We start from the raw sequence: 13,436 nt of genomic DNA, 5'->3' as shown, positions 1-13,436 counted from the left end.
GACAGTCGACGTGCGCGTAGTGGCGGTTCTTCGTCTTGTACTCCACGTGGGCCGTGGAGATGGTGATGCCGCGCTCCCGCTCCTCCGGCGCCTTGTCAATCTGGTCGTACGCCATGAACGTGGCGCCGCCCGACTTCGCGAGCACCTTCGTGATGGCCGCCGTCAGCGACGTCTTGCCGTGGTCCACGTGCCCAATCGTTCCGATGTTCACGTGGGGCAAGCTGCGGTCGAACTTTTCCTTGGACATGAACCACTCCTCACGACGGCACCGGTGCAACCCCGGCGGTCTGGAACTTTGGGAGAGAACTCCCGAGCGGTGCTGCGTGTGCTTCAAAGCCGCTGGAACGTCAATACAATTCGCCCGGCGGCCTCCCCTGCAGGCAGGGCGTCAGCGGTTGAGCGCTGACTTGGGCGCGGCGGCGTAGTGCTTGAACTGCATGGTGTACGTCGCCCTTCCCTGGCTCTTGCTGCGCAGGTCGGTCGAGTAGCCGAACATGGCGGCCAGGGGCACCTCTGCCTGGATGGCCTGCACGCCGCCGGGCCGGGGCGTCATCCCCAGGATCTTCCCTCGCCGTGCATTCAGGTCGCCAATCACGTCGCCCATGGCGGCCTCGGGGGTGAGGACCTCGGTGGCCATGATGGGCTCCAGGAGCACCGGCTGGGCCGCCCGGACGGCGTCCTTGAAGGCCAGTGAGCCGGCGATCTTGAACGCCATCTCCGACGAGTCCACGTCGTGCATGGAGCCGTCGTAGGCCTCCACCTTCACGTCCACCATGGGGTAGCCGGCCACGGGGCCGTTCTGCATGGCCTCCCGGGCGCCGTCGCGCGCGGCGTCCACGAACTCCTTGGACACGGCGCCGCCGGTGATGCTGTTGAGGAACTCGAAGCCCTTGCCGGGCTCGTTGGGCGATACACGCAGGCTGATGTGGCCGTACTGGCCCTTGCCGCCCGTCTGACGGATGTACTTGCCCTCCGCCGTCTGGGTCGTCGTCACTGTCTCGCGGTAGGCCACCTGGGGCTTGCCGATGTTCGCGTCGACCTTGAACTCGCGCAGGAGCCTGTCGACGATGATCTCCAGGTGCAGCTCGCCCATGCCGGCGATGAGCGTCTGGCCCGTCTCCTCGTTGGTGCGCACGCGGAAGGACGGATCCTCCATCGCCAGCCGCTGCAGGGACTGGATGATCTTGTCCTGGTCCGCAGTGGACTTCGGCTCGATGGCGATGTCGATGACCGGCTCGGGGAACTCCATCCGCTCCAGCACGATCTGCTGCTTGTCGTCGCAGAGCGTGTCGCCCGTCGTCGCGAGCTTCAGGCCCACCACGGCGCAGATGTCACCGGCGTAGCACTCGGTGAGTTCGTCCTTCTTGTCCGCGCGCATCTGCACGAGCCGGCTGACGCGCTCGCGCTTGCCCTTCACGGAGTTCCAGACCGCCGTGCCCGCCTCCAGCTTCCCCGAGTAGACACGCAGGAACGTCAGCGTCTGCGACGAGAAGGACGGGTCGTTCATGATCTTGAACGCCAGCGCGCTGAAGGGCGCGTCGTCGCGCGTCTCGCGCACCGCGTCCTCGCCCTTGGGCGTCTTGCCCTGGATGGGCGGCACGTCCAGCGGGCTGGGCAGGTAGTCAATCACCGCGTCCAGCAGCGGCTGCACGCCCTTGTGGCGGAACGCCGAGCCGCAGAACACGGGGAACAGCTTCAGGCCCACGCAGCCCTTGCGGATGGCGCGGCGCACCTCTTCCTCGGTCAGCTCCTGGCCCTCGAGGAACTTCTCCGTGAGCGCGTCGTCCTGCTCCGCCGCGGCCTCCAGCAGCTCCGCGCGCGCGGCGTCCGCCGCGGCCTGGAACTCCTCCGGAATCTCCACGATGTCGACCTTGCTGCCCTGCTCCTGCTCCTGGAAGACGAGCGCCTTCATGCGGACCAGGTCGATGACGCCCTTGAGCTTGTCCTCGGCGCCCAGCGGCAGCTGCATGCGCACGGGGCGCGCACCCAGCTTCTCGCGGATGGTGCCGACGGACATCTCGAAGTCCGCGCCCACACGGTCCATCTTGTTGATGAAGCAGATGCGCGGGACCTTGTAGCGGTCCGCCTGGCGCCACACCGTCTCTGACTGCGGCTCGACGCCGTTCACCGCGTCGAACACGGCGATGGCGCCGTCGAGCACGCGCAGCGAGCGCTCCACCTCGATGGTGAAGTCCACGTGCCCCGGCGTGTCGATGATGTTCACGCGGTAGCGGTGGCCCTCACGCTCCCAGAAGGCGCTGATGGCGGCGGAGGTGATGGTGATGCCGCGCTCACGCTCCTGCACCATCCAGTCCGTGGTGGTGGTGCCTTCGTGCACCTCGCCCATCTTGTGGATGGCGCCTGTGTAGAACAGGATCCGCTCGGTGGTGGTCGTCTTGCCGGCATCGATGTGCGCCATGATGCCGATGTTGCGGTAGCGCTCGAGGGGGAACTCACGGGCCATGACTCAGTTCCTTCCAGGGAGGCGGGAGGCGCCGGAAGCGGCCCTGCCCACCCACCGACCGGACATCTCAGAGAACCTGCTGTGCTGACAAACAAAACCGCCCGGACGCTGATCGCGCATCCGGGCGGCAACCGCGAAGCCCCTGAGGGGACCTACCAGCGGTAGTGCGCGAAGGCCTTGTTCGCCTCCGCCATCTTGTGCGTGTCTTCACGCTTCTTCACCGCGTTGCCGCGGTTGTTGGCGGCGTCCATGATCTCGCCGGCCAGCTTCTCCTGCATGGTCTTCTCACCGCGCGCCTTGGCGTAGGAGATGATCCAGCGCATGCCGAGCGCGACGCGGCGATCCTGACGGACCTCCACGGGGACCTGGTAGGTGGCGCCACCGACACGGCGGCTCTTGACCTCAAGCACCGGCTTGACGTTGTCGAGGGCCTTCTTGAAGGTCTTGAGGGGGTCTTCCTTCGCGCGCTCCTCCATGAGGGCGAAGGCGCCGTAGCACACGCCCTCCGCGATGGACTTCTTCCCCTTGCGCATCAGGTCGTTGACGAACTTGGTGACGAGCCGGTCCTGGAACTTCGGATCCGGGAGAATCTTCCGCTTGGCGACTACGCGACGACGAGGCATCTCTTCCCTTACGCCCCACTCCCCTCTTCAGAGGAAAGCTTCGCGGGGCTTCAAGACTTGGACTTCGAAAGGACACTCCCCAGGGTGTGGGGCCAGCGTCCGACACAACTTCAAGGACTGCGAAGGTGTTCCGCGCCAACGACGCGCGGGGGGACTAGCTGGGACGCTTCGCGCCGTACTTCGAACGGCTCTGCTTGCGACCGGCAACGCCCACGGAGTCCAGCGTGCCGCGGATGATGTGGTAGCGAACGCCCGGGAGGTCCTTCACGCGGCCTCCGCGGATCATCACCACCGAGTGCTCCTGGAGGTTGTGACCCACGCCGGGGATGTAGGAGGTGACCTCGATGCCGTTGGTCAGACGAACGCGGGCCACCTTGCGGAGCGCGGAGTTCGGCTTCTTCGGAGTCGTGGTGTAGACGCGGGTGCACACGCCGCGCTTCTGGGGGCACTCCTTCAGGGCAGGGCTCTTGCCCTTGATGTTGAGCTTCTCGCGGCCCTTGCGGACGAGCTGGCTGATGGTCGGCACTGAAACCTCTTCTTCGATGGGAACCGCTTCCGGACACACGAAAGCGGAGCATATCTACCTACAGGCTACAGAAAGGCCCGCGAGTATAGGGAGGGGCCCCCGGGTGTCAAGCATGGCCAATCCCCGGGCCGGACGCTCTACTCCGCGTACTCCTAGAAGTCGAGGACCATCACGATCGCGTCCTCGCCCTCGTCCGCGTAGTAGTTCGGCCGGATGCCGACTGGCCGGAAGCCGAGCGAGCGGTAGAGGCTGAGGGCGGACTCGTTGCCCCGGCGCACCTCCAGCGTGGCCAGGGAGCAGCGACGCGCGACGCCCCGGCGCAGCACCTCGTCCATCACCGTGCGCGCGACGCCCCGGCGACGGTGGATGGGGGCCGTGGCCACGTTGAGGATGTGGACCTCGTCGTGGACGATCCAGAAGATGGCCAGCCCCAGGAGGGCCACGCCGCCCTCGGGCAACGGCTCCTCCACGAGCAGGATGGTGGACCAGTCGTGCTGGAGCTCGCGCTGGAGCAGCTCCGGGGACCAGGGGTTCTTGAAGGACGCCTTCTCCAGCGCCATCACCGCCGGCATGTCGTCCACGGTCATCTGCCGGATGATGAAGCCCTGCGCCTTTTCGGGAGTCCCGTCCTCCCGCAGCCGTCTCATCGCCGTGCCTCCCGCGCGAAGGGCGCCACGCGCCGCACCTGCGCCGACTTGCGTACTTCAGCCAGGGCCTGTGCCGCCAGCTCCCCGTAGCGCGCCCGCACGAGCTGTTCGCGGATGGCCGTGCGCGCCGCCTGGTCGAACTCGCCGGGGTACACGTCCCGGTGTTCGTCATAATGGTGGCGCACCTCCGCTTCGCTCACCTGTGCCTTCAAGCGGACCCGACTGTCCAGGATCCGTTCCGCCCGGAGCCCCCGTGCCAGCACGGCCAGCAGGGCCTCCCGGTCCACGTCGTGCCGGGCGAGGAAGCGCCGCAGCCCCTCCTCCCCTCCCAGCCGTGTCCGGAACGCGTCCAGGCGGGCCTCCACCTCCGCGGGCTCCGCCGGAAAGGCCTGCAACCGGTCCGCGCTCAGGACCTGGAGCCGCTGGTTGATGGACAGCTCCAGGGCTCCCTGGAGGGTCTGCTCGTCCAGCGGGAGGGCGGCGACCTGCACGGCCCCTCGCTGGATCAGCGCCACCCGGGCTTCCATCTCCAGCTCGCTCTGGGTGAGGACCTGGCCCTCGATGACCGCCACGACGCGGTCCATCACCCTGCCCTCGTCCCGGGAGACGGCTGGCGCGGGCGCGGCGGCATGGGCGGTGGTCCCGAGCCAGGACATGAGGGGGGTGCCCAGCAGCCAGCACGCCAGCCCCAGGTGAACCGCTCGACGTCCGCGCGGTGCTGGCATGACCTTCCTCATCTTCCGGCGACTGTAACCATCCCGGCCCTGTCCGGACATCCCGTGCTGGCGCTCACCGCCCCGCTGGTTACGTTGCGGGATGTCGGGTACTGCACGGCGAGAACTATGGCGGACGACTACTACCAGATTCTGGGCGTGCCACGGACGGCGTCCGCGGACGAGATCAAGAAGGCCTTCCGGAAGCTGGCGCGCCAGCACCATCCGGACGTCAACCCGGGTGACAAGAGCGCGGAGGAAAAGTTCAAGCGCATCAACAGCGCCTTCGAGGTGCTGAGCGACCCGAAGAAGCGCCCGCTCTACGACGAGTTCGGCGAGGACGCGGAGAAGATCGGCTTCGACGAGAAGAAGGCCACGGCCTACCGCCAGTACCGGGCCGCCCAGGCGGCCGGGGGCAGTGGCGGCGGGGGCATCCCCTTCAGCACCGAGGGCGTGGACCTGGGGGACCTCTTCAACGACATCTTCGGGCGCGCGGGGAGTGGCGGGCACGGCGGCGGCTTCGACGTGGGCGACCTCTTCGGCCGGGGCCGGGGCGGCAGCAGGGCGACGGCGGCCGAGCGCGGCGACGACCTGACGACCCGCGTCCAGGTCTCCCTCGCCGAGGCCGTGTCCGGCACCGAGCGCACGCTGTCCCTCCAGCGCCCGGGCCGCTGCAGCAAGTGCCATGGCGAGGGCCACAGCGGAAAGCTCGTCACCTGCCCCACCTGCAACGGCACCGGCCGCTCGCGACGGGGCGGCGCCGTGTTTGGCGGCTCGGGCGTGTGCCCCACCTGCCGGGGCAGCGGCCGGGCCCCGGAGTCCTGCACCCAGTGCGGTGGCAGCGGCATCCAGGAGGAGACGACGCGGCTGACGGTGAAGATTCCGGCGGGCGTCCTGACGGGCTCCAAGGTGCGGCTCGCCGGTCAGGGCGCGGCGGGCGTCCATGGCGGGGCCCCTGGCGACCTCTACATCGAGACGGAGGTGGCCGAGCACCCGCTCGTGCGCCGCGAAGGCGACGACCTGTACCTGGACCTGCCGGTGACGGTGTCCGAGGCGCTCCTGGGGGGCGAGGTGCGCGTGCCCACGTTCCAGGGCGAGGTGACGCTGAAGGTGCCGCCCGGTTCACAGTCCGGCCGGAAGATGCGGCTCAAGGGGCGCGGCGTGCCGTCGCTCCGGGGCGGAACGCCCGGCGACATGTACCTCCTGCTCCAGGTGAAGGTCCCCGAGGAGGCCACCGCCGAGGCCCGCGAGGCCGCGGAAGCGCTGGCGCGGGCCTACCGGGGCGACGTCCGCCGGGAGCTGACACTGTAGTGTGATGGCCTCTCGTTGCTACTTGTTGCCTCTTGTCCTGGAAGGCGCCCCGTCCTACATGGCGCCTCCACCTTCCGAATCCGGAGCGGGTACGTACCTATGGGTCTCTTCGATTTCTTCACGGGCGGCTCGGGCCCCGAAAAAGCCCTCAAGCTCAAGTCCAAGGTGACCCAGAAGTATGGGGAGCCTTCCACGCGGCAGAAGGCCCTGCAGCAGCTGGGGGAGATGAAGTACCCCGAGGCCGTGACGGTGCTGCTCAGCCGGTTCACCATCACCGTGGACCCGCTCACCACCGACGCGGACGAGAAGGAGCACACCTTCGAGCTCATCAAGGGCTTCGGCCAGGAGGCCGTCGCGCCGGTGAGCGCGTTCCTCAAACAGAGCGAGCACGCCACGTCCTGGGCGCTGCGCGTGCTCCAGGAGCTGCTGGCGGAGGACGCGCTGCTGGGCGTCATCGCGGACACGCTCCAGCACCTGTCGACCCGCTACACGCGCGACCCGGAGAAGAAGGTCGTCCTGCTCCACCACGTCCAGGGCAAGCAGGACCCGCGCGTGGCCCCCGCCGTCCTCCCCTTCCTGGAGGACATGTCCGACGACGTGAAGATCGCCGCCATCAACGTCCTGGGCTCCCTGAAGTACGAGCCGGCCCGCGAGCCCCTGCTCCAGCTGCTCACCAACGAGGACACCGCGCGCCGCGTGCAGACGGCCGCGCTGGCGGCCCTGGCGGAGAGCGGCTTCGCGGTGCAGGGCTACCAGGACAAGGTGCAGGCCGCGCTCGTGGAGCCCTACAGCCTGGACAAGGACGGCCGCATCCAGCGCCGGGCTTGAGCAGGCAGCGAACGGTCGCGCTGTCGGACACCGGACATGGGCCCCCTCCCCGGGGGCTGGCACACACCAGGGTGGTTCCCTCGCACGGGAGACATGAAGCAGGATTCACCCGTGCCATCGAAGAAGAAGGGTCCGCAGCTCGCTGAAGTCGTCCACCTGCGCCCCGCTGCCGCCACCGTGAAGAAGGCTCCACCGAAGCGGGCGGCGAAGCCCCCGCCTCCCGTGGACACGGACTCCGCTGCCCAGGCGCTGCTGGAGATGGGCCGTCAGCTCACCGACAACGCGGGCCCCACCGAGGCCCTGCGGGCGCAGCTGCAGACGCTCCACACGCTGCTCAAGCCCAAGGTCTGCTACGTCGCGCGCCACTTCCCGTCGCGCAACCAGCTGCACGTGGAGCACGTGCGCGGCCGCTACGACGAGCGCGTCACCGCCGCCGTCCCGGGCGAGGGCGTGGTGGGTCGCTGCTTCACCGACAAGGCCCTGCTGCGCGAGGACGACACCGTCGCCGTGCCGCTGGAGGGGCCACAGGGCGTGACGGGCGTGCTCGTCGTCCTGGGCGCCCGGCGCAGGGCATCCGACATCCTGATGCAGTCGCTGGCGGCGCAGCTCACCGCCGCGTACGAGGTGGCCCGGCTGCGCGACGACAGCGCCCGGCGCAACAAGGACCTGCAGACGGCCATCGCGGGGCTCAAGAGCCTGGAGCAGAACCGCGAGGAGCTGCTCGGCAACGTGTCCCACGATTTGAAGAACCCGCTCACCACCATCAAGGCCTACCTGGCCATGCTGGGCCGGGAGAAGCTGGGCGCCCTCACGGACGGTCAGCGCCGCGCGGTGCAGATCTGCGATCGCAACTCCGACCGGCTGTTGCAGCAGGTGAACGACCTGGTGCTGATGTCCCGGCTGTCGTCTGGGAAGATGCAGCTCAACCAGCGCCCCTTCGGCCTCAAGGCCGTGGCGGAAGAGGTGGTGCGGGGGCTGGGCGCCGCCGCCGAGCACAGCCGCGTGCGCGTGGTGATTCCGCCGTGCCCGGAGGTGTTCGTCCGCGGCGACCGCGAGCGCATCTCCGAGGCCATCCACAACCTCGTGGAGAACGGCATCCACCACAGCGAGACGGACGACGTCGTCGAGGTGAGCGTGGCGTCCGCCGAGGGCCTGGGCACCCTCACGGTGAAGGACTCCGGCCAGGGCATGACGGCCGAGGCGCTGGAGCACGTCTTCGACTCGTTCTACCGCGCGCAGCCCGGCATGCCGCGTCCCCCGGGCGCGGGCCTGGGCCTGCCCCTCGTCGCGAAGATCGTCGCGCTGCACGGCGGGCGCGTGGACGCCTCGAGCGTGCTGGGCGAGGGCAGCACGTTCCAGATGGTCCTGCCCCTGTTCGCGAGCGCCGTCAGCGCCCCGGACCTGAGCCAGGCCGCGCCCAAGGCGGGCGGCATCCTCCTGGTCGAGGACGACGTGGACTGCCGCGAGGTGCTGGAGCAGGTGCTGGAGCAGGAGGGCTACCGGGTGATGGCCACGTCCGGCGCCGCCGAGGCGCGCTCCATCCTGTCCCACATCCGGCCGGCCATGGTGCTGCTGGACCTGCGGCTGTCGGGCGAGGACGGACGCTCCGTGTTGCACTTCATCCGCACCACCGAGTCCCTGGCGGACGTGGTCGTCTACATCATCTCCGGCGCCAGCGACGTCGCGTCCCTCACCTCGGGTGAAGGTCCGGACCGCATTGACGGGTACTTCGAGAAGCCCCTGAAGCTGCCCAAGCTGCTGGACACCGTGGCCGCCGTGGTGCGCCCCCGCAACCGCGGCCCCGCAGTGCCCTGAACGACGCCCGGGCGCCTTCGCCACAGAAGAGGTGGCAGGAAGGCGCCCCGCCTTGGGTAGTATCCGCGCGGCCCATGAGCACTTCCGTCTATTCCCGCTACCGCGCCGCGTTCGCCCAGGCTCTTGCCGGGGCATTGGGCGTCCCCGCTGCTGACATCGATTCGCAGGTGAAGCCCGCGGATCCCGAGCACGGCGACCTGAGCTTCGCCACCTTCCCGCTCGCCAAGGCACAGAAGAAGGCGCCGCCCGCCATCGCCGCGGCGCTGGCGCAGTCGCTCCAGGTTCCCGGCCTGGAGGTGAAGGCCGTGGGCCCATACGTCAACGCGCGATTCCTTCCCCTGCCCTTCACCCAGGAGGTCATCGACAGCGTGCGGCTCGCGGGCGTCGCCTACGGCAGCGACGTGGAGGCGGGCAAGGGCAAGACGGTGGTCATCGACTACTCGTCGCCCAACATCGCCAAGCCCATTGCCTTCCACCACCTGCGCACCACGTTCCTGGGCCACTGCATCGCGAACCTCTACCGCGCGCTGGGCTGGCGCGTGGAGGGCATCAACTACCTGGGCGACTGGGGCAAGCAGTTCGGCCTCGTGGCCGTGGGTTTCCAGGAGTACGGCGACCCCGCGCGAATCACCAACATGGCGCACCTGGTGGAGGTGTACGTCAAGGCCAACAAGCGCGCCGCGGAGGACCCCGCCTTCGACGAGAAGGCCCGCGAGTTCTTCCGCCGCATGGAGGCCAACGAGCCGGAGGCGATGAAGCTCTGGAGCCAGTTCCGGGAGACCAGCATCACCGGCTTCAAGCGCGTCTACGCGCGCATGGGCATCTCCTTCGAGCACATCGAAGGCGAGAGCCGCTACCAGGGCAAGATGGACGCGGTCATCGAGCAGATCGCGAAGAAGCCCGGCGTGAAGGAGTCGCAGGGCGCCATCATCGTGGACATGCCCTACGCGGAGAACGAGCCGCCCGTCCTCCTGAAGAAGAACGACGGCAGCACGCTCTACGCCACGCGTGACCTGGCCGCGGCCGAGGACCGCTTTGCGCGCTTCCAGTTCGACAAGTCGCTCTATGTCGTCGCGCAGGACCAGGCGCTGCACTTCCGCCAGGTGTTCCGCACCCTGACGGAGATGGGCCAGCCGTGGGCGGACCGGTGCATCCACGTGCCGTTCGGCCGCATCCACGGCATGAGCACGCGCAAGGGCCAGGTGGTGGAGCTGGATCAGGTCCTGGACGAGGCGAAGGAGCGCGTGCTCGAGCGCGTGAAGGAGAACGTCGCCGCGGGCAACCTGGAGACGGCGGACGCCGACGCGCTGTCGGAGCAGATCGGCCTGGGCGCCATCGTCTTCGGCGACCTGAAGCACAACCGCGCCAGCGACTACACGTTCGACTGGGATGAGGTGACGAGCCTGGAGGGGCACACCGGGCCGTATCTCCAGTACGCGCACGCGCGCAGCGCGAACGTGCTCCGCAAGGGCGGCGGCGTGCCGGCAAGCTATGATCCGGCACTGCTGACGCTGCCGGAGGAGCAGGCCCTGGTGCGCGAGTTGATGCGCCTGCCGGACGTGGTGCGGGCGGCGGCGGAGCAGTACGAGCCGAGCCTCGTCGCGCGGCTGCTGCTGGACGTGGCGGCGGCGTACAGCCGCTACTACACGGCCGGCAACAAGGAGCGGGAGAAGCGCATCCTGGTGGAAGGCAATGATCCGGTGAGGGCGGCACGACTGGCCCTCACGGACGCGACACGCATCACCCTGGCCGCGGGCCTGAGGCTCTTGGGCATCCCGACGCCGGAAAACATGTAGCCTGGGGGGCTGCCGTGGACACCGCGCTGGTGCAGACCGTGACGCAAGGAGAGGCCTTGAAGGAGGAATTCGGTCCCATGTCCCGGGTGCTCGGGGCACGGTACTTCGACGGGGTGCTGTTTCCCCCCGAGGCCGAGAACGAGCTGCGGGCGCTCAGCGCCCGGGGCTTCGTGGTGCACGTCATGCGCACCACGGCCTGGATCAACTTCCTCTACCTCGCGTGGGCCATGGTCCGCCGGGCCATGCCGCCCATCCGCGCGGTGGTGAACCTGCGCCCCTGGTTCACGAAGCCGTGGCGGCAGACGGCGCACGCCGGCGAGGTGGAGGAGCGCTTCCGCTACGCCGGCCAGCAGGGCGGCAGCGGGCTCGTGTTCCTGCGCCGCACGGCGCTCCTGCACGCCTCCGGCAAGGAGACGCGCGAGGACCCCTTCCCTGCCCTGGTGCGGCTGGCGCGCGGCTCCGAGCGGCCGGTGTTCCTGGTGCCGGAGCTGTTCGTCTGGGAGAAGCGCGCCGCGAAGCTGAAGCCGGGCTGGCGCGACGTGGTGTTCGGCAGCCCGGAGGCGCCGGGCTTCGTGCACTCGATGGTGGCGTTCTTCCGCAACTACAAGCGCGCGCAGTTCCGCGTGGGAGAGCCCATCGACCTGCGCCGCTTCATCGAGGAGAACCCGCAGGCCACCGATGAGGTCTTGGCGCGCAAGGTGCGCAGCGCGCTGCACGTGCACCTGGCGCGTGAGACGCGCGCCGTGTTCGGCCCGCCGCAGAAGCCCACCGCCCGGCTCATCGACGAGACGCTGCGCGACCGGCAGCTGCGCAAGACGCTGGACGAGCACGCCGCCGCCACCGGCCGCAAGCCGGCGAGCGTGCAGCGCGAGGCCCGCCGCAACCTGGAGGCCATCGCGGCCCGGCCCAACCCGTCCGTGCTGGCGCTCATCGCGCCCGTGCTGGAGTGGGTGTTCAACCGCATCTACGACGGCATCGGCGTGGACGAGGCGGGCCTGCACCGCGCGCTCAAGGCCGCGGGACGCGCCCCGGTGGTGCTCTGCCCCAGCCACAAGAGCCACGTGGACTACCTGGTGATGAGCTGGGTGCTCTGGAGCCGTGGCTACACGGCGCCGCTGGTCGCCGCCGGCGCCAACCTGTCCTTCTGGCCCCTGGGGCCGCTGTTCCGCCGCTGCGGCGCTTTCTTCCTGCGCCGTTCGTTCAAGGGCGACAAGGTCTACGCCGCGACCTTCAAGGCGTACATCAAGAAGCTGGTGCACGACGGCCTCCACCAGGAGTTCTTCCCCGAGGGCGGCCGCTCGCGCACGGGCAAGCTGCTCACGCCCAAGCTGGGCATGCTCACGTGGCAGGTGGAGGCGGTGCTGGACGGCGCGCGCAACGACCTCTACTTCGTGCCCGTCTCCATCGACTACGAGAAGGTCGTGGAGTCCGACAGCTACTCGAAGGAGCTGGCCGGCGGGGAGAAGAAGCCGGAGGACCTCAAGGCCCTCTTGAGCGCGCCCAAGGTGCTGGCGGCGCGCTACGGGCGCATCCACCTCACCTTCGACGAGCCGCTGTCGCTGGTGGAGTTCATGCAGGCCCGTGGCCTGTCACCGCAGGTGCCGGTGACGGACGAGCAGAAGAAGGGCCTGGTCCGCGCGCTGGGCAACCGGGTGATGTACGGCATCAGCAAGGTGTCCACTGTCACGCCGCACGCGCTGGTGAGCGCGTCGCTGCTGGCCCACCGCCGGCGCGGCCTCACGCAGCGCGAGCTCACCGACCGCATCAGCCTGCTGCGCCGCATCGCGCACGAGGACGGCGCGCGGCTGTCCGCGGAGCTGGTCAACGCACCCAGCAACCCGGAGACGCTGGGCCCCGTCCAGGACGCCATGCGCGAGTTCATCTCCGACGAGATGGTGCGCACCAAGGAGGCGCGCGGCGAGGTCAGCTACCAGGTGGAGGACGCGCGCCGCGCGGAGATGTCCTTCTACAAGAACACGCTGATGAACCTGGTGGCCGCGCGCAGCCTCGTGGCCAATGCGCTGCTCGCCGGCACGCCCGCGCCGTACGACGTCGTGAAGGCCCGCGCGCTGTTCCTGTCCCGCCTCTTCAAGGTGGAGTTCATCTACCGGGTGGGCGCGTCGTTCGACACCATCTTCGCCGAGTGCGTGGAGCGGCTCGCGCGCATGGGCCTGGTCATCCAGGACGGCGACACGCTCAAGCAGGCGCCCGAGGCGCACGCGCAGCCGGAGCTGGAGTTCATGGCGGACCTGCTGCGCGACTTCCTGGAGGCCTACCTGCTGGCGGCGATGACCCTGCCCGACGTGGCCGCGGGCGTCGCCACCGACCGCAAGGCCTTCGTCAAGCTGGCGCTGGAGACGGGGCGCGGCGAGTACAACGCCGGCCGCATCACCGCCGCCGAGTCGCTGGCGAAGACGACGCTGGAGAACGCGGTGGAGTACCTGTTGGATCAGCGCATCCTCGTGGAAGAGGACAAGAAGCTGAAGCTGGGGGACCCTGCAGCCGCGGCCCATCTGCCCCAGAAGAACCCACTCGCGGATGCCCTCCGCGCGTACCTGCACCGGGCCTGAGTCCCGCCCGCGGCACCCCGAAGCGCACGCGGCACCCCACCCTCCGCCCCGGGCGGAGGGGCAGGAGACGACACGGTGGATGAAGCTTCCCCTCCCAGCGACCCGCAGCCGGTAGGGCCCACCGTGCCGCCACCCCTCCATCC

Annotated in this window: 11 protein-coding genes; 5 read left to right on the top strand and 6 right to left on the bottom strand. The window is 69.3% G+C overall.

Annotated elements, in window-relative coordinates:
• The 6 genes from D7X12_RS31265 to D7X12_RS31240 form a co-directional block, all read right to left on the bottom strand.
• On the bottom strand, positions 1 to 247 hold a 247-nt coding region (locus D7X12_RS31265), incomplete at its 3' end, for a GTP-binding protein (RefSeq protein ID WP_233602280.1).
• A 141-nt stretch (positions 248 to 388) separates the two neighbouring features.
• Entirely contained in the window at positions 389 to 2,464 is a 2,076-nt protein-coding gene (fusA, locus tag D7X12_RS31260) for an elongation factor G (protein WP_120628901.1), read from the bottom strand.
• Positions 2,465 to 2,616: 152 nt separating this feature from the next.
• Positions 2,617 to 3,087, bottom strand: coding sequence for a 30S ribosomal protein S7 (gene rpsG / locus D7X12_RS31255; RefSeq protein ID WP_014395858.1), 471 nt, complete (start codon positions 3,085 to 3,087; stop codon positions 2,617 to 2,619).
• A gap of 154 nt (positions 3,088 to 3,241) precedes the next feature.
• Positions 3,242 to 3,613, bottom strand: a complete 372-nt coding sequence (gene rpsL / locus D7X12_RS31250) for a 30S ribosomal protein S12 (RefSeq protein WP_014395857.1) — start codon at positions 3,611 to 3,613, stop codon at positions 3,242 to 3,244.
• Positions 3,614 to 3,765: 152 nt separating this feature from the next.
• Positions 3,766 to 4,260: a ribosomal protein S18-alanine N-acetyltransferase gene (rimI, locus tag D7X12_RS31245; RefSeq protein WP_120628900.1), complete on the bottom strand. Its 495-nt coding sequence runs from the start codon at positions 4,258 to 4,260 to the stop codon at positions 3,766 to 3,768.
• The gene (locus D7X12_RS31240) at positions 4,257 to 4,985 is read right to left on the bottom strand and encodes a hypothetical protein (RefSeq protein WP_120628899.1); all 729 of its coding nucleotides are present in this window, start codon (positions 4,983 to 4,985) and stop codon (positions 4,257 to 4,259) included. The genes rimI and D7X12_RS31240 overlap by 4 nt, the downstream gene beginning before the upstream one ends.
• Before the next feature lie 117 nt (positions 4,986 to 5,102).
• On the opposite strand from D7X12_RS31240, the gene D7X12_RS31235 reads away from it, so the two are divergent.
• From D7X12_RS31235 to D7X12_RS31215, 5 genes are all read left to right on the top strand, one after another.
• Entirely contained in the window at positions 5,103 to 6,284 is a 1,182-nt protein-coding gene (locus D7X12_RS31235; protein WP_120628898.1) for a DnaJ C-terminal domain-containing protein, read from the top strand.
• 99 nt (positions 6,285 to 6,383) lie between these two features.
• Positions 6,384 to 7,112, top strand: a complete 729-nt coding sequence (locus D7X12_RS31230; RefSeq protein ID WP_120628897.1) for a HEAT repeat domain-containing protein — start codon at positions 6,384 to 6,386, stop codon at positions 7,110 to 7,112.
• A 111-nt stretch (positions 7,113 to 7,223) separates the two neighbouring features.
• Entirely contained in the window at positions 7,224 to 8,927 is a 1,704-nt protein-coding gene (locus D7X12_RS31225) for a hybrid sensor histidine kinase/response regulator (protein WP_120628902.1), read from the top strand.
• Positions 8,928 to 9,001: 74 nt separating this feature from the next.
• The gene (argS, locus tag D7X12_RS31220) at positions 9,002 to 10,723 is read left to right on the top strand and encodes an arginine--tRNA ligase (RefSeq protein WP_120628896.1); all 1,722 of its coding nucleotides are present in this window, start codon (positions 9,002 to 9,004) and stop codon (positions 10,721 to 10,723) included.
• Positions 10,724 to 10,737: 14 nt separating this feature from the next.
• On the top strand, positions 10,738 to 13,293 hold the full coding sequence (locus D7X12_RS31215) for a 1-acyl-sn-glycerol-3-phosphate acyltransferase (RefSeq protein WP_120628895.1): 2,556 nt from the start codon (positions 10,738 to 10,740) through the stop codon (positions 13,291 to 13,293).
• Positions 13,294 to 13,436: the final 143 nt, after the last annotated feature.

It is taken from the genome of Corallococcus sicarius (assembly GCF_003611735.1).
GTDB classification, from domain to species: domain Bacteria; phylum Myxococcota; class Myxococcia; order Myxococcales; family Myxococcaceae; genus Corallococcus; species Corallococcus sicarius.
Note: the sequence above shows the minus strand (reverse complement) of the source record. Positions and strands in the feature narration are given on the sequence as shown.

What these genes read in the sequence shown, in the direction of transcription:
- fusA (WP_120628901.1), bottom strand. Translation starts at nt 2,464, where the DNA reads ATGGCCCGTGAGTTCCCCCTCGAGCGCTACCGCAACATCGGCATCATG.
- rpsG (WP_014395858.1), bottom strand. Translation starts at nt 3,087, where the DNA reads ATGCCTCGTCGTCGCGTAGTCGCCAAGCGGAAGATTCTCCCGGATCCG.
- rimI (WP_120628900.1), bottom strand. Translation starts at nt 4,260, where the DNA reads ATGAGACGGCTGCGGGAGGACGGGACTCCCGAAAAGGCGCAGGGCTTC.
- D7X12_RS31240 (WP_120628899.1), bottom strand. Translation starts at nt 4,985, where the DNA reads ATGCCAGCACCGCGCGGACGTCGAGCGGTTCACCTGGGGCTGGCGTGC.
- D7X12_RS31235 (WP_120628898.1), top strand. Translation starts at nt 5,103, where the DNA reads ATGGCGGACGACTACTACCAGATTCTGGGCGTGCCACGGACGGCGTCC.
- D7X12_RS31230 (WP_120628897.1), top strand. Translation starts at nt 6,384, where the DNA reads ATGGGTCTCTTCGATTTCTTCACGGGCGGCTCGGGCCCCGAAAAAGCC.
- argS (WP_120628896.1), top strand. Translation starts at nt 9,002, where the DNA reads ATGAGCACTTCCGTCTATTCCCGCTACCGCGCCGCGTTCGCCCAGGCT.